This window comes from Shewanella sp. Iso12, from assembly GCF_012030025.1.
Taxonomy (GTDB): Bacteria; Pseudomonadota; Gammaproteobacteria; order Enterobacterales; family Shewanellaceae; genus Shewanella; species Shewanella algae.
In genome coordinates this window covers 327444-348452 of sequence record NZ_JAAUHW010000001.1, presented here as the reverse complement: position 1 = coordinate 348452, position 21009 = coordinate 327444, and the positions used below count along the sequence as shown (strand labels likewise).

The window sequence follows — 21009 nt, the reverse complement described above, 5'->3', positions numbered from 1 at the left end:
CAGCAAGGGAAGAGTTTAGAGCAGAACCAGGCTAAGCAGCCAGACGAAGATGATGGCGGTGATCCCCTGAATTAGGGTCGCCATGGTCTGAGCCCGGTAGGCCTGGGCTACGCTCATGCGGCTAAACTGAGTGACCACCCAGAAGAAGCTGTCGTTGGCGTGGGACACTGTCATGGCTCCGGCGCCTATGGCCATGACGGTCAGCACCCGGCCCATTTCGCTGCCAAGGCCGATATCTCCCAACATGGGGGCCACCAGAGCCGAAGTGGCTACCAGCGCCACTGTGGAGGAGCCTTGAGCCGACTTCAGTGCCGCCGCCACCAGGAAGGGCATAAAGATACCTATACCCAGAGCCGACAGTGAAGTACCGATAAAGTCACCGATAGGCGTGGCTTTGATCACTGCGCCAAAAGCGCCGCCGGCCCCGGTGATCAGCAGTATGGGGGCGGCAACAGCCAGGCCCTGTGAGATACGATCAGAAAACTCTTTGACCTTGTTGTCGCCCTTGAGCAGCAAGAGTGACAGCCCCAGGCCTATCATCAAGGCATTGAGCGGTTGGCCGAGGAAATGGAACAGGCTGAACAACATGCCTTCACCCATGGGCTTGGAAGGGAAGGCGGCGATAGAACCAAGGCAGATCAGCAAAATAGGAACAAAAATAGGTGAGAACGCCGCCAAGGGGCTTGGCAGCTTGCCATAAGCAGCCTTGAGTGTTTCAAATTCTTCGGCAGAAGCCTTGAGCTCTTCGGCGCCTTCGCCATCCGGCTCAGTGTTCATAAACCGGTTGGCCCAGAGCAAACCGGCGAAGGCGGCAACGGCAGAAACCAGGATACCGACGGCAATCACCAGCCCCAGACTGGCTTCCAGTTGCAGGTTACCGGCGGCGGCAATCGGGCCGGGAGTCGGCGGCACAAAGGTGTGGGTAGCGTAGAGGCCGGTGGCCAGGGCAACGCTCATGGCAACGCTGGAAACCTGCATTCTGTTGGCCAGCGACTGTTTCAGGCTGTTGAGGATCACAAAGCCCGAGTCACAAAACACCGGGATGGAAACGATATAACCTATGATGGACATGGTCAGGGTCGGGAAACGCTGCCCGAGCACCTTGATGACCACATCGGCCATGGTGATGGCCGCGCCGCTCTTTTCCAGCACTGTGCCTATGATAGTTCCCAGGACTATCACCAGCCCTATGTAACCAAGAATACCTCCAAAACCACCACTGATGGTTTTGGCGATTTCCCCGGCGGGCAGGCCGAATCCGAAGGCGGCGATAAATGACGCCAGCAGCAGCGTCAAGAAAGGGTGTAGTTTAAATGTTGAGGTGGCGATGACAATAAAGATGATCACCGCCAATAGTACTAGTACCAGGCTCATAAGTGTCCCTTATTGGGTCGTTATTTGTGTAGGGTTGGGGCGCCGGCGCGAAGGCGGGCTGGCGATTATTATCCCAGTTGCCGCGCCGTGATGGCTTTAGGGGAAAATACGGAATTCCCCCCTGAAAGAGGGTAGTTTTTTGTGCGTGTGCACAATTATTTGTGTTCCAGGCGGCTGAGGACTTCTCCCAGGTAGAGTTGCAGCAATCCATCCAGGCTTTGCAGCTCTATGCCGGTGATTTCACTGATACGCTCCAGGCGGTATCTCAGGGTATTACGATGAATAAACAGGGTCTTGGCACACTGTTGTTGGTCGCCGAAGTGTTGCAGATAGGCGCTGAGAGTGCGGGTCAGCAGGCCCTTTTTGTCATGCTGCTGCAGTTTGCGAAAAGGCGCTGCCAGCTCCTGACCGCGCCAGCTATCGACCAGTCCGGCCAGCAATACCGCCAGCGCGTGATCCTGATAGAGGTATTTGGTCTTTTCCGGCGCCCGTTTCTTTCCCAATCTCAGGGTTTCAAGCGCGGTATGAAATGAGCGCCTAATACCGCCTTCACCGGGGAAGAAATGCCCCAGTGCGATTTTGAGCCGGCCCTGGGTGTCGGCCGGCAAACGGGCAAGCAGTTTCTCGATTCGCAGATCCTCAAGCGCCGGATCCCAACTGCGACCATCGAGAAAGGCGGGTTTGAGGATCACCAACTGATCCATGGCGGTCATGGCCACCAGGTTGTCCCTTTGGGGATACTCGAGCAAGCGTTGGATCTCCTTGAGATCTGTGGCCTTGTTTTCGCCTTTGGCGAGCTCTATCACGGCAGCAACTCTGGGTTTTTGCAGATCTATCTGCAGCTGGGCGGCCCAGGCACAAAAATCGCTTTCGCTATAATTGTCCCGTTTCAGCAGTTGCAGAATAAATTCTTCCCGCTGGCGTTTATGCCAGAGATCCAACTCGAGAGAGTTGGCTTGCTCGACCATCATTTCGGCGGTCATTTTCAATAGCTCACCATAGCGCAGCAGCTCCGCCGGATTACCGGTAATGCCGACAACGCCGATTATCTTGCCGTGATAATGCAGCGGCAGGTTGACCCCGGGTTTGACACCGTGCAGGCTGTGGCGACTGCCTTCATCTATCACTACAGTGCGGTTTTGGGCTATGGCCAAAAGGGCGCCCTCATGGACACTGTTGAGCCGCTGCTTGTCGCCGGAGCCGAGGATCACCCCTTGACTGTTCATCACATTGATATTGTGGTCGATGATATTCATGGTGCGATCCACTATCTGCTGCGCGGTCGCGGCGTCGAGAAAATACATGCGAGCCTCTAGGGTCTGTTAACCTTTCATGGTTGAATTTTGCTCGTACTAGACGCGTTTTAATCGCGACGCAAGGTATGCAGCCTAGGGGCCTAGGTAAATACCTTGCAACAAAGAGTAAAGCGCTTCTAGCCGAGCCCTTTGGGTAGCATTTGTTGTTTGGTATAAAAAACGACAAAAGCTGCAAAAACCATCTTCAAGGGTCAACAGACCCTAATGTGCTAATAACTCGGCGACTCTCTGCCTGAGCCTGGGTAACAGGTTTTGCTCAAATTCCGGGTGCTGTTTGAACCAGAGGCGATTACGCGGACTCGGGTGAGGCAGCACCAGTTTTGTCGGCCACAGCGAATCAGCTTCTGCCACGGCGGTACCGACGGACGCCTTGGCCAGCGGACTGCCCTTGAGGTGCCAGGCCATGGCGTATTTGCCAAGGATCAGCGTCAGCTCAATATTGGGCAAGGCGGCAAAAAGCCTTGGGTGCCAGGTGGCTGAGCATTCTGGCCTCGGCGGCATATCACCCTGTTTGCGACCCTGTTTTTCAACCGTTCCCGGATAGCAAAATCCCATGGGAATGACGGCAAACCGCCTGGGGTCATAAAACTGTTCGCGGCTCACCTCCAGCCACTGCCTTAGCCGGTCGCCGCTGGCATCGTCAAAGGGCAGGCCACGCTCATGGGTTATCCTGCCGGGCGCTTGCCCCGCGATTAAAATCCTGGCGTCAGGGTGGGCCTGCAGTATCGGCTTGGGCGGTAGCGGCAGTTTATCCCGGCACAGGGTGCAGGCTCGCACCTCATCGAGTAGCGGGAAATCACTGGGCAGAGCGGCAGTTTTCATCATATTTCCTGGTTTTTGATGGATATCAGACCCTACTTAGGCTTCGAAAACTAGGCTCCGAAAATCAGGCGCCGAAAAAATGTTGCCAGGCCTGAAAGCCTTCATACAAAGTCAGCCCCAGCGCCGCCAGCAGCAACACTATCCGGCTGAGCTTAAAGCCGTTTTCTTTACACTGCTGCCAATCAGGAGCACTCCAGGCGATAAGCATTGCCGGTATAGTCAGCGGCCAGATGATATTGGCCAGCAGCAACAATAAGGCAGAGGTTGCCAGCAAGCGCCAACCGGCCTGAGGCCCGGCGACCTTGGCCGAGTTTTTCAGTTGCAGTGGCAACAACGCCAGCGCCACGGCTATCAACACCAGGCCGAAGTTCATACTGAGATCGGCAATAGAAGCATGATCCCAGAATACAAGTAACAGGGTAATGAGCGGAATGGGCAAGGCCCAATAGATATGACTGCGGACAAACCCTGGGCGGCTATATTGGCCGTTGAAGTAAAAAACCAACTGCAGTAGCAGGTTAACCAAAGTAAAACCACCCAGCACCAGTATGGTAAACACCCCGGCCATTAAACCGTCGGGTTGTGCGGCCATGGCCGATAGCGGGAAAAGAGCGATCAGGGCACAAGGATATTTCAACTTCATCAATAGATTCTCATCATAAAGGCTGCGCCTTACATTGGCTTAAAGGCGGAAGGCTTGCAAGTGCTTGATGGCCGTTATGGGATGGCTCTGAGACTATGAGGAAAAAAGGGGCAGTTCCGTCCGCCCAAGCTCACAAGGTAACAGGGAGGTGGGCCGGGGGAGCCGGCCCACGAAAGGTAAATTAATCTGCTGAAGCTTCCTTAGTTTTGAAAGGGGGTGTTTTCAGCAAAGTATTCGTGGCTGTCGGCATTTTGAATCGCCTGGGCAGGATTACTCAGGGCCAGCGATTTGGCGCCACTTTGGCCGTAGACAATGTCATCGGTTCCCGCCACCACATTGAAGTGACTCATTTCATGGACTATGGTGCCGCCCTTGGAGTCGGTGCCCGATACCGGTGCGCTCCAGAAGGCGTTACACATGTAGATCTTGTAGGGTTGAGTTGGGTAAACGTAGGCGTAATAGCTCTTCTTGCAACTGCAATCGAAGGTGAGTGGCTGATTGTTCAAGGCCGAGTCTATGGCACTGAAGTTACTGCTGACGCTATTCCAGCGGCTGCTGTTGTAGCTGCCAAACCAGGTGGCATAACGCACCGAGCTTGAGGGGTTGTTGTTGCTCGCGAGGTATTGCTTGCTGTCTGCCGCCATGGCGCGGGCGGCGTCCAGTCCCGCCAGAATATCGCTCTGTTGGGAATTGCTGCAACGGCCGGTAAAGCTGATACCGTCGGGTGCCGTACCGCCATCGCCACTGCCGGGTTTACCCTTGTTGGCGCCGGACTTGAATTCACGGCCTTCCACATAGAAGCTGACCGGATCTGAATGTATCCCTTCTATCCCTAAGCGGGCCAGCTTCTTTTGTTGGCCCGGGTTGGGGGAGAAGAGTTGCAACGAACTGACATCATAGCTTATCTCGTAGTTGCCGCTGCTGCTCATGTCGTAAAGTGAGGACAACTCTACCTGATAGGACACACTCTCACCGGATTTGAGCTTGATATAGTCCTGTTTGCCGGGAGCCGGGCGTTTGAAATGGGCACCCAGATAGTGACGGTCAAGGCCATCGGCATTGACTTTGAACAGGGATTCTTCCACTCCATCAGCGGCTGTGTACCACTTGAGCAGTTTTACCGGCTGGTTGGCGTCATTGGTCAGGGTCACAGTGACCAACACGTTATCACTGGCCTTATAGCTCTGCTGGCTCATCTCCAGGCTGGCACGAATGCCATCGGCCAGCACGCTGGTACTGGAAAGGGCCGCGAGCAAGGCTATTCCTTGTAGTGTATGAGTGATTCTCATGCCTTTGTCCTCAGGTCATATAGTCTTAATTGTTATGTTTGTTACAAAAATGTAACGTTTTGCAGTGTAAGCTGCAAAAAGGGCCGCTGGCAAGAGGAATTTTACCGAATGCTTGTTGGTTTGAGGTGAAGGCGGGAAGAGATAAAAAAAGCCCGCGAAAAGCGGGCTTTTGGGAGCTAAGAGCGAGAATTACAGACGGTAGTTGACGCTCAACATGATCAGGTGAGCCGTGTAGTCATGGCTGTTGTCACCAAAGCTGACCAGGTTCCAGATACCATCCGGGGCGATATCGTTACCTGCGTCGTTGTCCTCGTATTTCTCCATCTTGTAGTCAAGACGCAGCGCCATTTTCTCAGTAGCCTGATACTGGGCATAGAGGTTGACGTTGTGCACTTTGGCGTAGTAATCGCCATAGTCGCCTGTGATGCCTTGGCGTACCTGAGTGCTGGAATCCGAGTCAGAGTAGGTGTAATCCAGCCCCAGACGCAGTTTCTTCTCCAGCAGGTTGTCGTAGGCCAAACCGGCACCTATGACGTCCACCTTGTCTTCCACGGTTCCTGTCCAGGTGACAGTGCTGAAGTTGCTGCTGCCGGCCTGATCTGAGTCTATGGTCTGATGGTTGTAGAAGGCGCTCAGGCTGAGATCGTCTGTCAGCAAATAGCTGATGCTGGCGTCATAGCTGAGGTCTTTGGATTCAGTCAAACCGATAACCGTGTTGTTGTAGTCATCCAGCGCATAGCGGGCACCGAAATCCAGGGTCAGGGTGTCGATAGGGCTGTGAGTCACCCTGGCTTCAACCTGAGTGCGCTTGCGGTCGGCCAGATTGTACTTGCGCAGCAACTTGTTGGACTCGGAAGAGGTCCATTCAGATGCTTCGTACTCTGAGCCATCGCGCTTGCCATAGCTGCCCTTGATCCACATATTCCAGTGTTCAAAGCTGTTGAGACTGAAACGGGCCCAAACGCTGTTCTCGTCGGTGATTTCCCTGTCCTGATAGCTGCGTTCATCACGACGGTAGTCATAACCTGCGTCCAACTTCATGCCGTTGGCAATCCGGTAATCCATGGCCAACTTGGCCTTGTGACTGGTGTTGTCATAAGGGGTGTTGTAGGCCACACGACCACTGACGTTATTGATACTGATCTGGGTCCATTCCTGGATCTGGGTTTGGTTGTCCCTGTCGTAGTAATCATAACTGCCGCTGATCCGCAGATTGCGGGTGGCGCGTTTGACAGCCTTGAGGTTCATCCCCAGGATATCGACTTTGCCGTCCAGGGATTCCTGCGGCAATTGATAGCCGTAACCCGAGGTGATAAAGGCCTCATCCTGGGTCATCTGTCCGGCGAACAAACGGCCGCTGACCACGGCGCCTTTCTGGGCAAATTGGCCGCTCAAGGTCACAGTGTGAGACTCGTTATCCGGATCCAGGCTCATATAGCCCACTCTTTGGGCACCAAAGGTTGGGTTGAAGGCGTTGTCGAATCTCAAGGTCTGGATATCATTCTTGAAGAATGAACCATTGTAGTTGAGTGCGGTAAACCAGTTGTCACCCTTGAGTGTGATCCCGGCCTCGACGGTATCTGTGGTGTAGTCCACAGGCTCGGCCAGCATCATTGACTGGTTGAAGACGCTGCCGGACGCAGTTTTCAGGCCGGTTTTTTCTTCGCGCATATAGGTGACGTAGGTGCTCCACAGCTCCTCACCCTGATATTCAAGACCCAGGCCTGCGCGCTTGCGCTTGAGCGACAGCTCCAGTGGGCTCAGGCTGTCATACAGCATGGGCATCTCGTTGCTGCCACCGGCTGTCTGCCAGTTGGCCGGCAGTGTCAGGTTGCCGCTGCCAATTCCCAGATAAGGACTCATGGCAGAGTCAGTCTTATAGGTGTGGATCTGACGGTAGTTCAGGTTGATATTGTACTGTCCTAGTTTACCGGCATTGATATCGACCCGGCCGTTTTCCATACCCAGGTTATCGGCTTCGATACTGGCTCGATAGCCGTTTTCACCGCGATAGTTCAGGTCTGCATCCACCTTGCCGGCAAAGTCATCTTCGGCGGCAAAGGCGTTGGCAGAGCGGATATCGTCAGAGTCGTTATAGCCAACTCCGGCACCAATAGTACCGGATACACCGGTTTCACTGACGCAACCCTTACAGCTCCAGGCCGAAAACTTGACCTTTTCGGTATTGGCATTGGCCAGGTCATAACCGTCGGCGGCCATCGCCAGACTGGCAGGAGCCAGCAGAGCCAGGGTGATCAAATTAAGTTTGAATTTCATCTTCCCGCCTCCTTAGCGTTGGAACAACTTGCCGGATGGATGGTTTGAACCATGGATCTGGCTGTGACAGTTCAGACAGCTGCGACCACCGGTAAAGGCGTTGTCGTTGACCTGAGAACCCATGCCTGTGTTACCCAGATAAGCACGGCTGGCGTGGCCGTCGCTGGCGTGACACTGTTGGCACAGTTGCGGAGCGCGGGTCTTAAGCATGCCATCGTTGACACTGCCGTGGGGATTGTGGCAAGTGACACAATTCTCAGTGACGGGTGCATGCTCCCAGAGTTTTGGGCCGCGCTTCTCCGCATGGCAGCTGTAACAAGTGTCATTGACTGACGCCTTGTTCAGATCGGCATCGGTCGTGCTGCCGTGAGGGTTGTGACAGTCGCTGCACACCATCTGTGCCCACTTCAGCGGATGGCTGGAACGCTTGTTCATGTCAGCCTTTTGCTTGGTGTGGCAGCTGGTGCAGACTTCCATCTCAGTGTTCTTGGAGAGCACAGGGTCCTTGGCGGTATGTACGCTGTGGCAAGAAGCACAGGCAACATCGGCGTTGTCGTGGTGACCGCCGTTCCAGGACATACGCTTGTCATCCTTGTGACAGGAGAGACAGACGCTGTTCTGCTTGTCGGCCGCCAGGGTAGAACCCTTACCGAAGGTAATCATGGGTTCGTTACCGCCACGGTTGTGTTTGCCCATGGGGCCGTGACAGGCTTCGCACTGAAGTCCGGCCATAGGACTCTTGCTGGAGTCGATGGCGCCGTGAACCCCTTTGAACAGGTCCATGACTTTTTCTGACTTCTTGTGGCACATCAGACAGGAGTCGGCACCCTTGGGAGAGTAGCTGCCTTCGGCAAACTTCTGATCCAAGGTAGCTTCCACTTCTTCCGGGCTCATTTTGGCGTCCCACTTGGCGGCGTGCGCCGCATGGGTGACACCAAAAGATAACACTGCCGTCGCCAGAAGGGCGCTTAGCAGTGTTGGTATATTTTTGCTGATTCTCATATTAGGCATCCTTAATTTGTCCAAACCCTTGAAAGACGGGGGAGGGGTCTCCCCCGGCCTGGGCAAATTACATCTTCACCTGAGTGTGATCTGCGGCGGTTGGCTTGTGGCAGTAGAAACAGGTTTCCAGCTGCGCAGCCTGGTTGGCAGCGGTGTAATCACCATCTACCACAGCGCCGTAGGCTTCCAGTTGCTCCTTGGTGTGTACCATGTAGTCGCCACCGACAGTGTGACAAGAAGTACAGGTAGCAGTGACAGGCGTGGTGTACATGCCTGCTGAGGTTGCCAGAGCCCCCTTGTTCTTGAAGGCATCAAGATTCAGGTCGTTGTGACAGGCTGAACAGTTGCCACCGATCAGGCCGTGAGCCTTTTCAATGTGGGTCTTGTGCAGTTTCATCTCCAATGCGCCTTTGTTGGCACCGCTGGCGTAAGTACCATCTGGGGTATGACAGGCCACACAGCCATCAACACCGACGGTGAGCTTGCCGTTTACTTCGCGGCCCAGCTGCTCTGTCATCACAAAGCCGGCATGGTGGCCTTTGTGCAGTTCGAAGGTGTCGCTGTGACAGCCCTGACAGGTAGCGAAGTTCACTGAGTCGATATGACGGTGACTAGGTGCATCACCTGACTTGGTACCGAAGGCCAGTTGAGCTTTCATGCTGGTAGTGGCAACGCCATCGGCACAGGCGATGAGCTCGCTGCCTTGGTTGCACATTTCCAGACCGATAAAGCTGAAGGCGGTATCGGCATCACCGGCACCGAAAGGCAGGTCCTGAACGGTGAATTGCAGCTTGCCGTCAACCAGAGTCACGGCGTCCTGCAGCTGGCCGTCTTTAACCAGATCTTTGGCGACCTTGGCTTTACCGCTTCCTGGGCTGACGTTGTAGCCCATGACAGGGAAGTTAGGGCCCACGTTGGTGATGGTTTCCAGACGCTTGATCTTGGCCAGTTCGTTGTTGGCATCCAGCGCATTGCCGGCCTTGTCCAACAGGGTCACAGTCAGAGTCGCACTGTTGTCGGCGCTGCCGGTCAGTTCTGCGGTCAGACCGCGCTGAGCGATAACGGCACGTTTGTCACCGGTTACACCTGTGTGCAGCTCTTCTGTCCACTTGCTGTTGTGACAGGCAATACAGTTGGAGTTGTCGGTTTGTTGGCTGTGGCCCTGACCGGCAGCAAAATCTATGTTGCTGTGGCAGCTACCGCAACTTGCAGCTGTAGGTACTTTGGACCAGTTGCCCCAATCGGGCGTCAACTCGACATTGGTGTCGTTGTGACAGGATTGGCAGCTGTTAAGCGCATCCAGGCCCAGATCCTTGTGCTTGGTATGGATCATGGCGTTGAATTCATTGCCTGGTTTTACCTTGCCTGAGGTGTGGCAAGTGGCGCAATAGTTAACATCTGAGTAGGCGCCGCCGTGTTTGACGTTGGCCAAATCACCGTGACAGGTATTACAGCTATCTGTACTCACCAGCTTGCGGCTGTAAGCCGCGGAGGCACCTGAGTCGGAACTGAAGTCGACGAAAGCGTTGCTGTTGGGGATCAGAGTGCCGTCAGGCAGCGGCGTATTGTAAGCGCGCAGCAGTACCCGCTGGGCCAACTCAGGGTTGAAGCTGATAGTGTCTTTACTCAGCTCATTCAAGGTCTTGCTGAAGGTGTAGCTGTAGCTACCGTTTTTGTGGTCAACGAAAGTACCTGCGCAGCTGCTGCTTACAGTGCAGTCTTCGTTGCCGAAATACTGCCACTGAGAGGCATTCCCGGCACCGGTTGCGCCTTCCGGCAGCAACTGAGCGGCGGCAAAGCGGAACTTCTGCAGGCCAACTACCGGCATATCGTCTTCGTTGGTCACGGTAAATTCAACCGTTGGGATACCGCCTTTGACAACAGCTTGCTCAAAGCTGAAATGCAGCTCTTTGATTTCACCTGCAGGCTCGCCGCCTGGGTTACCTGGATTACCATCGTTGCCATCATCGCCACCACAGCCACCTAAGGCCAGAGTAGCTGCACTGGCTGCCAGCAGCAGTGCGATTCTGGTTTTTTGTGCGTTCATCATCTTGTTCCCTGCAATAGTGGAAGTATCTGGTTTAGGGAGTGGCTGAGTCATCTCAACCAAATTGATTATGTAATTGGCCCTTAACCCGATACCGGAAATAGGATTTCCCTCGAAAAGGCTAACTCAAGCAGGGCCGAAAAGCTGCATGACTGGTGTTAATGTGTGACTTGGATCTTTCTATTTATAAAGAGGTATTTGAGCTGGTAGGGAAAACTTAATCTCGATCAAAAAAACGCTGTTTTTTAATTCGATTTTGGCAATTTGGCAGATAAAAAAAGAGAGGCCGAAGCCTCTCTTTAGGGTTAAATTTTAGTGGCTGAAGCCCCAGTTGGAGTGAGCTTCCAACAGCTGGGAATCAGTATGACAGGTAGAACAGGCTTCTTGGCCTTTCTGGGCGTCATAATCACTTGCAGCTACACCGTGGCCTGTACCTATCACACCACCATTGGTCACTATGTGGTTGATAGTGGTTTCACTCAGGCCGTATGGCGGCTGGTGACAGCTGGCGCAGGCGGCAGTCTGTGGTGATACCAGAGTCTGCTCTGTGCCATCTTCAGTCTTGCCGAAGGCAACCGGAGCGGCATCGGCGGCAATTTTCTTCAGTGAGAAGCCGTCTTTACCGTGACAGGTCTGACAGTCTGTCTTCTTGAAGAAGCCGTTGCCAGAGCTGTCATACAGGTAGTGCTTGGAGTGCACTATGTACGCCAGGTTGGATGAGCCGTCACCCTTCTTGTCGCGGGTACCGTTGTGGCAGGAGGCACAGCCGTCGATGTCGTTGGAGAAACGGTGCTTGATGGCAGTGGTGTGACACTGCTGACAAGCTGTCATTTCGGCATGTTGAACCCTTGGCGTCTTGTCGACTTTGCTGCCATCCACATTGAAGTAGGCTGTGTCAGATGGCACGTAAGGACCGGAGTTAGGGATAACACCGTCTTCGACTGGCTTACAGTCGGCTACAGCGCCTTTGCCATCGAAGCAGACATGCAACTGGCTGCTCAGGGCCACTTTAACCTCTGGCGTACCCATGACTTCGGCTACTTTGAAGTCGCCATCGCTGAAGGTGACATCTATGCTGCCGTCGGCGCCCTCACTGAAGTGGTCGTAACCCACTTTCTGGTAGTTAACCAGGAAGTCGTCTTTAACCACACCGTTGAAGACGATGGCGCTGGTGAAACCGCCGTGTGAGTATGGGCTGGAGTCAATCTGCGCCAGTGTCACATTGGTGTCGCCGTGCTTGACAGTCATGTTGGCCTTAATGGTCTTGCTGGCCTCATCATAAGTCATGCTGTTGAAAGTAACGCTGGTCTTGGCAGACTGGGCACTGTCGTTGTTGCTGTAGTGGGCGCGTTCGGCACCTCGGCCATGGCCATCAGGATCGCTGTGACAGGAGACACAGTTCAGTTTGTCTTCTTTAATCTGGTTGTTTTCTGCATCCCAGTGCCAGGAAGGTACGGCATACTGGCTGTTGTGGCAGCTCAGACAGGTTGCAGCATCCAGATCGGCTTTCCAGGCATCGGCCATCGCCAGGTTTTCATCTGGTTGGTGACAGGTCTGACAGTTGCTGGCTGATTGCGGGAAAATGCCGTTGTAGAAGGCATGGCTGTGCACTTCGTGCGCCATGGCCTTGATGGAACCATCAAATTTATGGCTACCGATCACTTGGCCATTTTCGTCCTTGTCATCCTTCATGTAGCTGTTGTAGTCGGTGTGACAGAAAGTACAGCTTTCCAGAGTGACGTGTTTGCCGCCGTGCATGGCCAGTTCACCGGCATGACCGGGTCTGTGACAGCTTTGGCAGGTTTCATCGGCGATAACCGGCTTGGGCTTGGCCTGAGTGGTATCGGAAGAGGGCTGCCAGTAGAAGAAGCTGTTGTTAACCAAGTTAACGTTGGCCGCATTGGCTGTTTTGATGCCCAGGTAAATACCATTGACCATATCGGCCTTGTAGTCGTATTTACCCAGGGTATCTATGGCTTTGTTCAGTTTCAGTGTATAGGTGCCGTCCTGATTGTCGGTCAGACAGTCTTCGCAGTTTTTGCCTTGGAAGTAGGAAGAACCCGTGTAGAAGCCGTCACCTTTGTCTTTGTTGAAGTAGCTCAGCCAGATCTCTCTCGCTTGGCCTTCTACATTGGTCAGGCCTTCAATCTCATCTTCGCTGCCGACACGGCCGAAGGAGACTGCACCTATGTCAGTGTTTTTCAAACCAAAGACGGCGGCGCCGTTGGCATCGGACAAGCTGAAGTTGATTGTCAGGAAGCCGTTGGTGTCTACAGATGCTGAATTAATCTTGGATTTCAGCGTGTTGACTTTGCTTATGGGTGTGCCGACAGGACCTGGCTTACCAGTCTCACCATCCTTACCGTCGCTGCCACAACCGGCCAGCATCAGAGACAGCAAACCGGCACCCAACATCGCTTTAGTCGCGGCATTGAAATTAAACCGTTTCATCATGATATTTCCCTGCAAGTGATTTTAATCATCACTAACCAGAGGTTAAATAAGAATAAATCTCATTAACCATGGAAAGTGTGTGGAATTATTTTTCCAAGGCTAAGGCTACCCAAGTGGTGGGGATTAAGCAGTCACTTTAGATGGGTTATGTGATTAAGATCCGACTATTTCTTTAGGGGTATACGGCTAGATCAAAAAACGTTAATCCTGATCAAAAAAACGTGTTTTTTGAAAGAGTTTTTAACGAATTTTGCTGCATAAAAAAGGGAGGCACATGCCTCCCTTTGGTAGCAAAACGCAAGTTAATTGCCGTGTGCAGTCATCAGCTGAGCCGGGGTATGACAGGTGGCACAGGCCTCTTTGGCACGATTACGGACATCGGTCTCATCCATGCCATCCAGAATACCGCCGTTGGCTTGAATATGCGATTTGGCCGCATCGCTGAGGTACTGTTGGTGGCAGCTCAAGCAGGAGCCTGCATCTGAGGATACCCAGATATCCGCGCCGCTATTGCTGATGTCACCATAGCGCCAGACACGATCCGGTGAACGACCCAGAGTGATACCTGTGACGCTGCCGGAAGACTCGGCATGACAGGTGGCACAATCGGTTTTCAGCACAGTGCCGGACTTAAGCCCTGCATACTTGAGGAAGTGGCCCTCACGCTCGTGTGCCTTCCAGGCAAAGCTTGAGGGGATCTTGCCACCGGGATAATCGGCGTCATTTCGCAGTGTCTTATCCGGTGTATGGCAGGTCTGGCAGTTGACGCCATTGTCATAGTGATGGATCTCCTTGCCATGACAACTTTGGCACTTGGTCGGATCTATGATGGCTCGGCGGGCCACGGCATCCATACCGCTGTCGACACCATTGTTACCCCAGACAAAGCGGTAGGGTTCCTGCTGGATAGCCACAGAGCGAACACCATCGGTTGCGCAGTCTGTCAATTGAATATCGGCAACACCATAACCGCCGTTATTGAAGCAGGCTTCCAGTGCCGACCAGATTTCAAAGCTCTTGCCATCCGGACTTGCCGGCATATCAAACGCCGGAGTCAGCGTATAGCTCTTGCTGGTGGTGTCAAAACTGCCTTCACTGAGACGAATACGGCGCTGGCTGTAGGAGGCTTCGTTATAGGCAGGGTAGTCCTTGTCTACATCCCAGCCGACTATCATACGGCTGCCCTGATCGATAAAGCTTTGATCCATGGCGTTACCGTCTTTATCCAGCACCTGCACTTTAAAGGTCATCTTGCCAGCGTTGCTGCTGACCTCCAACACCTTGACGCTCAGTTCGGCTGCCAGAGTGTAGGCTTGCATTACATCACCGTGGCGCTTGGCTGCGCTGCCGGTACCGTGATAGGTATTGTCCGTGTTGTGGCAAGCCATACAGTCGGTGCTGGAGTGGTGGGATGAAGGCTTTTCCGTGTGACAGGCGACACAGGCGGTATTGCTCTTCTCTGCCTTGAACAGATCGGCATTGGCGGGAGCGCCACTGCCTTCCTGGTGACAGACGCTACAGTCTGAAGCTGGCTTACGGGGGAAGCCGACCACACCATAGTCGTGGACGCTGCCGCCATAACCGACAATCTTGTACGGTGCCGGCACTTCATTGCCGTCGGCATCATAGGTATGCCGTTCTGCGCCGCGGTGAATGGCGTGGATCAGATAGGTGAACTCCACACTGTTACCCGACTCAGGATCTCCTGAGGTCGCAGTATGGCAGGAAGCGCAGTTTTCCAGCGCTATTCGACGTCCGCCGTGCAGCTCCAGGCTGTCCGGTTGGTGACAGGTGTAACAGGCATCAATGGTGACCACATTGCGGGTCTGGATACCTTCTGTATTGCCGCTGGAGGGTTGCCAATCATAATGGGCATTGGCGGTAACCTGAGGGAGTTTCAGCTCCAGTGTGGCCCTTTGAGTGGCATCGGCATCATAAGCTATGGCCAGCGGCTCTGTGACTTCGGCAATATTAACCTGATAACTATAGCTATAGCTGCCATCGCCATTGTCCACCAGACAGGTTTCGCAGGCGCTGGCGGCTTCGACTCCGGCCTGATACTGAGGCGATGGACTGAGGTTATCCACCCCGTCGGGAACCGTTGTCGGTTGTTTGAGGCTATTGATATAGGCTTGCCATTGGAATCCCCAATCGGCTTCTCTGGCTTCCTCACCTTCACCTATGGTTTCGGTCACATGGGTCAGCTGAGCGATACCAAATCTGAGGTCATAATCTTTGTTCAGACCCAGCACAGCCACACCATTGGCATTGGTCAACATAAAGTCGACCGTGACCTTGCCTGCTTCTACTTTGGCGTCGGTAAACTTGACCTTGAGTGTGGGAGTGGCATCGATATTCACTCCGATCACGCCGTCCTTGCCGTCTTCGCCATCCTTGCCGTCACTGCCACATGCCATGAGCGTCAGCGACATCAGAGTGGCCAATGCCAGGCGGGTATGCCCTTTAACCAGTCTTGAGCTTTTCATCATTATTTCCCTGCATTGCTTTGATTGCACGACTGAGCCAGCCTTTGAAGACCGGCCCGTTCCTGTAATTGCCGCCCTCAAAGGGCGGCTTATTGTTGTTACTGGGCGATAGGATGCACCTTGGTGACATCGGCCATGCCGCCCTGACCATGACAGGTGGCGCAGCTTTCTGTTCCTGCCTTGGCATCCGCTTCGGTGCCTTGGAACACGGCTCCCTGTTGCGTCATATGGTTGCGGGCACTATCGCTCTGGTGGCAGTTACTGCAGACTGCCGCCGTGGGGCTGGTGAAGCTGCCATCATCCAGACTCAAGGGTTGCACTGCCGGGCTGAGTGGCAGTGCCATACTCAGCACGCCATTTTCATCTTTGCTGTGGCAGTGAGCACAGTTGCCTATATTCCCCGGGAATTGCAGCGTCTCGAACCCTTCAAAATTGGCCGAGTGCAGCGCATGGATCAACTGCTTGAAGTCGGCGCTGCTCGCTGATGGATTGGCAGCAGTGGCGTCGGCCTGCATATTGGTGTTGTGGCACAGTTGGCACTGGCCGGACAAATCGTTGCGAGCACCGTGGAAGTTCAACTGTTGATCGCCATGGCAGCTGCCGCAGGTTTCGTTGCTGACCACCTGGCGCCGTCCGGCCGTGGTGAGGCCGGCCATGTTGAATGACTGATGGCTCGACTTGATAACCAGCACACTGGCGGCGCTGTCACTGCAGTCGACCAGCATGCCTTGGCTGGCACAGACTCGGCCCTGAATCGCCAGGGTACCTGCATCGGCTTCACTGCCGGCGGGAATGGTCAGTCCATCCAACTGATACTGATAGATACCATCACTGCCGGACAGCGGTACCACTTCATGCACCCTAATTGAGCGGGCAGAGCGGGTGGCGTAATCAAAGCTGGTGCCCCAGTTGGCGTAGACCCTGAGATCGTTGACAAACACCTGCTTGTCGGCGCTGTCGTTATAGGCTGCACCTGTCTGCGGGTTACTCAGCTTGAGCGAGAAGCTCAAACTGCTGCCGCTGACACTGGCGTTGGTGACCTCGGCCTTGAATTGCTCGAGGGCCGCCATGTTCTCCTGATTGGCATGTACTTCGCGGGTCCAATCCGGATTGTGGCAAGCGACACAATTGCTGTTATCCGCTTGCGCCGGATGACCTTCGCCTTTGACGAAGTCGATATTGTTATGACAACTGCCACAGGACTCCATGGTTGGCACCCGGAACCAGTTGTGCTGTTCGCTGAGGGTTTCATCCTCTTTATGACAAGTCTGACAGTCGGACAAGGGTTTGGGGAATCCGGCCAGGTGTTTGGCATGGATCATTTGCGGGAAGATGTTTTCCGGATTGCTGACCCGAGTGGCATTGTGGCAGGTAACACAGGTTTCCACCTGATTATAGTTACCGCCGTGAAACGCCAGGTCATTGTGACAGCTGTTACAGGTGTCGATGGAAACGATATTCCGGCTGTAGGCCGGAGCACCGCCTGGGGGCTGCCAGTCGTAATGGTCATTGGTTACCGGTAATGCGGTGCCATCGGCCAAGGTATCACCACCGAGTTTGATCACCACTCTGTGGGTGGCTCCGGCGATTTCAGCTATCTCATTCATCCCGTCGAAAGGGGCACTGAAACTGTAGGAGTAGTTGCCATTTTTATGGTCAACATAGGTGCCAGGGCAGCTGCTGGAGCAGGTCTCAGCGGTGAAATACTGCCACTCACTGCTGTTCCCGGCCCCACTGCTGCCTTCCGGCAACAACTGCGCGGCAATGAAGCGTCCTGAGGGGATACCGACTACCGGCTCGTCATCCTGATTGGTGACCCGGTAATCTACCCGGGTAATGCCCTCTTCGAGAGCCGTTTCCTTGACCTCAATATTGAGCTTACTGATATTCATCGCCGGCTCGCCGCCCGGTTCGCCTGGGGTTCCCGGGTTGCCATCATCACCACCGCAACCTGAGAGAGCCAACATGGCGGTCAGCAGGGGCGCGCCTAGGTAAAGCAGGGGAGTTTTTGGGGTGTATTCCTTTGACATCGCTCTTCGCCTCTTGCTCTTATAGGGAGTAACTCAGTGTCAGCCCCAGATAGTGGGCGTTATAGTCCTGGCCAAGATCTCCAAAGCTGAGTACGTTGGGGATGCTATCCGGGGTTAATCCCTGATTGAGCCAGTCACTGTCCTGATAGTGTTCAAACAACCAATCCAGCCTCAATGCCATCTTGTCGCTGAAGTGATACTTGGCAAAGGCGTTGAAGGTATGACGGCGTGAATAATAGTCGCCGTAATCCAGAGTGAGCCCCTGGCTGACATCTGTGTCGCTTTCGCCTTTTGAGTATTGCCAGTCGAAGCCCAGATCCAGTTGTTTATTCAGCAACTCGTTATAGTAGATGCCGAAGCCGGCGACAGTGCTGCTGTCGCTGGCACGGCTGTACCAACCGCTGGGGCCGAAAGAAGCTGAGCCGGTTTGATCTGTATCCTGCCAGTCCTGATTGAGCCAGGCATTGAGGCCAAACTGGGCTGAGAATTGATAGTTGCCACTGAGGCCATAGCCCCAACTGCTGACTTCATCCAGGCCGATAAGCGTCTCATCATAGTCTTGCTGCTTGTGATTCAGCGCCAGGCTGAACGACAGGGCATCGCTGAAGCGGTAATCGTTTTGCAGTCGCAACAGGGTTTGCTTGCGATCTGCCAACCAATACTGACGCATCCAGGGATTATTGGGGCTTTGGCTCAGCTCGGATGCCTGATAACTGCCGCCACTGCGCTCACTGAGTTCACCTTTGAACCACAACTGCCAGTCGCGGCTGGCACGCAGGTTCAGCTTGGCAAACACGCTGGATTGGAACAGGGATTCGCGCGCCAGATCGCTATAGCTGTGGTGTTCATACTCGTAACCTGCGTCAAGAGACAGGGCGCGGGTAAAACGGTAGTTGAAGGCGATATCGGCTCTTTGGCGGGTGTGGTCATAGGCCGCGGGCGTGGCGCTGCCCTGGTGCCAGCTGTCACTGCTCACCTGTGGCCATTCTTTAAATTGTGTCTTGTTTTCCCGGTCGCGATAGTCATAGCCGGCGCGAACCGACAAGCCTCTGCTGAGGCGGGCGGCATACTTGAGTTTAAGTTCCAGCACGTCAACCTGCATGTCGCCATCGGTTGCAGGCAACTGGGGTGAAGGACCATTGATGGTGGCCGGTAACAGCGCCTGATCCTGAGTCATGCGGGTGAATGCCGTGTGCATCAATATTTGATGTCCGGCCTCGGATAACTGCAGATCGGCACCGACCCTCAGCGCCTTGTTATCCGGATTGTCGGCAAGTTGGCCATTATAGGCGGCGCCGAATGTGGGAAAGAAGGCGTTTTCCCAATAGAGTGCCTGATAGTCGTTGCTGTATTGGCTCAGGGTCGAATTGAAGCCGGCCAGCCAGCCCTTTCCTTTGAAATAGAGTTTGGCTTCCAGCTCGTCAGTACTGTCATCCACCCGGGTGGCCAATGCCATGGAGTTGGTAAGAAAGTTGCCGTTGGTTTGGCGGGTGCCATCACGTTGCTCGTGACGGTAATTGAGCCCCGCCTTATAAAAGCTGCCCAGGTAATGGACATCCAGGGTGAAGCGATCCCGCTTCATTTCCAGTCGCTGGCTTGTCAGGCTGTCATCAAGCCCAGGCATTTGCGAGGTGAGGGCGGCCGCTTGCCAGTTGTCCGGCAACATCAGTCTGTTGTCCTGATTGATATAGGGGCTCATGCCATTGTCCGGGCCGAAGTTGGCCAAGGCACGATAACCCAGACGGATATCAAATTGGCCGGGTCTTCCGGTACTCAGGCTGGCGCTGCCGGTGTCATAGCCCAGTTTGTCGGCTTCAATGTGGGTACGGTAACCCTGTTCACCATAAAAGACGACATCGCCGCCAAGGTGCCCCGTGGCGCCATCGGCATCTGTGCCACTACTATTGGCAAACACCGCATTGTCGCCATCGTTGTAGGCCACACCGGCTTCGAGCGTGCCGCGGCTTTCCTGTGGTAACTTGCACTGGCCGCAACTCCACTTGTCTTGCTTGAGCTCGGCGCGATTGGCCTGTTGCAGCGAATAGCCACCAGCCCAGGCCGGCTGCAGTGCACAGGCTATGGTGAGCGTCAGCAGTGATAGTTTCATCTGTGTCTGTTTCTCGATAACCATACTCAGCTCCTTATCGCTGCAAGAGTTTGCCGGATGGATGGTTGGAACCATGCACCTGGGTGTGGCAGTTCAGACAGGAGTTGCCGGCGTTATAGGCGTTGGGCATCAAGCCGGTTTGCTCATTGGCCGGGAAGTAGGCTCTGGCTGCATGGCCGTCGGAAGCATGGCATTGCTGACACAATTGAGGTGGCTTGGCCAGCAACATGGCTTCGTTGACGCTGCCATGAGGGTTGTGACAGCTGGCGCAGTTGTCTGTAACCGGGGCGTGTTCCCACAGCTTGGGCCCGCGCTTTTCGGCGTGGCAGCTGTAACAGTTTTCGTTGACCGTCATCTGCTTCAGGCTGGCGTCCCCCAGACTGCCGTGAGGATTGTGGCAGTCGCTGCAGACCATCTGCTCTGTGCGTATCGGGTGCGCGGAACGTTTGTGAATGTCGGCACGTTGCTCTGAGTGACAGCTGCTGCAAACGGCGACTTCGGTTTCACGGCTCTGGATGGGATCCTGGCCTGTATGCACCTGGTGACAACTGGCACAGGCAACTCCGGCCGTGTCGTGGTGGCTGGCACTCCAGCCCAGACGCTGCTCATCCTGGTGGCAACTGAGGCAGACGCTGTTTTGCTTGTCGGCCGGGACCGGCGAGTCGGCACCGAAGGTGATCATCGGCTCCTTGCCGCCGCGGTTGTGTTTCCCCATGGGGCCGTGGCAGGCTTCGCATTGCAGATCGGCCATCGGAGATTGAGAGACGTTGGGATTGCCGTGTACACCATCAAAAAGCGCCATTACCTTCTGGTTCTTTTTGTGACACATCAGGCAGCTGTCAGCACCCTTGGGGGAGTATTTGCCTTCGGCAAATTTCTTGTCCAGTGTGGCTTCAACCTCGGCCGGGTCCTGGTTGTCCCACGGGGTAGCTTTGGCCGGGAAGGCCAACAATAACAATAAGGGGAGAGCGCAACCCAACCCCCAAAGGCTTGGTTTACTCGAGTTATCCATTTTCATCATTCCATCCTGAGCGCGTTCATTGCCGATTTATAGTTATTAGGCATGCATCAGTAATTTACCGAATTGCTAATGTTAAAGAATAGAGCAAAAAAGTGACAAAGCGATAACTTTTTGATGATGCTTATGGGTAAAGAAGGCTGA

13 protein-coding genes are annotated in these 21009 nt (G+C 54.4%); all 13 read right to left on the bottom strand.

What is annotated here, in order from left to right:
• Nucleotides 1–15: 15 nt before the first annotated feature.
• Nucleotides 16–1374, bottom strand: coding sequence for a GntP family permease (locus tag HCX89_RS01555; protein WP_025886739.1), 1359 nt, complete (start codon nt 1372–1374; stop codon nt 16–18).
• A gap of 155 nt (nt 1375–1529) precedes the next feature.
• Complete coding sequence (locus HCX89_RS01550; protein ID WP_101059126.1) at nt 1530–2678, bottom strand: sugar diacid recognition domain-containing protein; 1149 nt, start codon at nt 2676–2678, stop codon at nt 1530–1532.
• A gap of 213 nt (nt 2679–2891) precedes the next feature.
• Nucleotides 2892–3515 carry a uracil-DNA glycosylase family protein gene (locus HCX89_RS01545; protein WP_062793548.1) on the bottom strand — a complete coding sequence of 208 codons (624 nt, stop codon included), beginning with the start codon at nt 3513–3515 and terminating at the stop codon, nt 2892–2894.
• Nucleotides 3516–3576: 61 nt separating this feature from the next.
• Nucleotides 3577–4155: a hypothetical protein gene (locus HCX89_RS01540; protein WP_062793547.1), complete on the bottom strand. Its 579-nt coding sequence runs from the start codon at nt 4153–4155 to the stop codon at nt 3577–3579.
• A 200-nt stretch (nt 4156–4355) separates the two neighbouring features.
• A complete protein-coding gene (locus tag HCX89_RS01535) occupies nt 4356–5444 on the bottom strand; it encodes a M35 family metallo-endopeptidase (RefSeq protein ID WP_025886743.1) in 1089 nt (362 codons plus the stop codon).
• A 189-nt stretch (nt 5445–5633) separates the two neighbouring features.
• Complete coding sequence (locus tag HCX89_RS01530; RefSeq protein ID WP_167714836.1) at nt 5634–7721, bottom strand: MtrB/PioB family decaheme-associated outer membrane protein; 2088 nt, start codon at nt 7719–7721, stop codon at nt 5634–5636.
• A 12-nt stretch (nt 7722–7733) separates the two neighbouring features.
• Nucleotides 7734–8723, bottom strand: coding sequence for a DmsE family decaheme c-type cytochrome (locus HCX89_RS01525; RefSeq protein WP_093983290.1), 990 nt, complete (start codon nt 8721–8723; stop codon nt 7734–7736).
• A gap of 67 nt (nt 8724–8790) precedes the next feature.
• Complete coding sequence (locus HCX89_RS01520) at nt 8791–10773, bottom strand: cytochrome C (RefSeq protein ID WP_167714834.1); 1983 nt, start codon at nt 10771–10773, stop codon at nt 8791–8793.
• A gap of 309 nt (nt 10774–11082) precedes the next feature.
• Nucleotides 11083–13224 carry an OmcA/MtrC family decaheme c-type cytochrome gene (locus HCX89_RS01515; RefSeq protein ID WP_044734226.1) on the bottom strand — a complete coding sequence of 714 codons (2142 nt, stop codon included), beginning with the start codon at nt 13222–13224 and terminating at the stop codon, nt 11083–11085.
• 302 nt (nt 13225–13526) lie between these two features.
• Nucleotides 13527–15713: an OmcA/MtrC family decaheme c-type cytochrome gene (locus HCX89_RS01510; protein ID WP_167714832.1), complete on the bottom strand. Its 2187-nt coding sequence runs from the start codon at nt 15711–15713 to the stop codon at nt 13527–13529.
• A gap of 95 nt (nt 15714–15808) precedes the next feature.
• The gene (locus HCX89_RS01505) at nt 15809–17677 is read right to left on the bottom strand and encodes an OmcA/MtrC family decaheme c-type cytochrome (RefSeq protein ID WP_273642949.1); all 1869 of its coding nucleotides are present in this window, start codon (nt 17675–17677) and stop codon (nt 15809–15811) included.
• Nucleotides 17678–17759: 82 nt separating this feature from the next.
• Nucleotides 17760–19871 carry an MtrB/PioB family decaheme-associated outer membrane protein gene (locus HCX89_RS01500; RefSeq protein ID WP_167714826.1) on the bottom strand — a complete coding sequence of 704 codons (2112 nt, stop codon included), beginning with the start codon at nt 19869–19871 and terminating at the stop codon, nt 17760–17762.
• A 10-nt stretch (nt 19872–19881) separates the two neighbouring features.
• Nucleotides 19882–20859 carry a DmsE family decaheme c-type cytochrome gene (locus HCX89_RS01495; RefSeq protein ID WP_243757014.1) on the bottom strand — a complete coding sequence of 326 codons (978 nt, stop codon included), beginning with the start codon at nt 20857–20859 and terminating at the stop codon, nt 19882–19884.
• Nucleotides 20860–21009 lie beyond the last annotated feature (150 nt).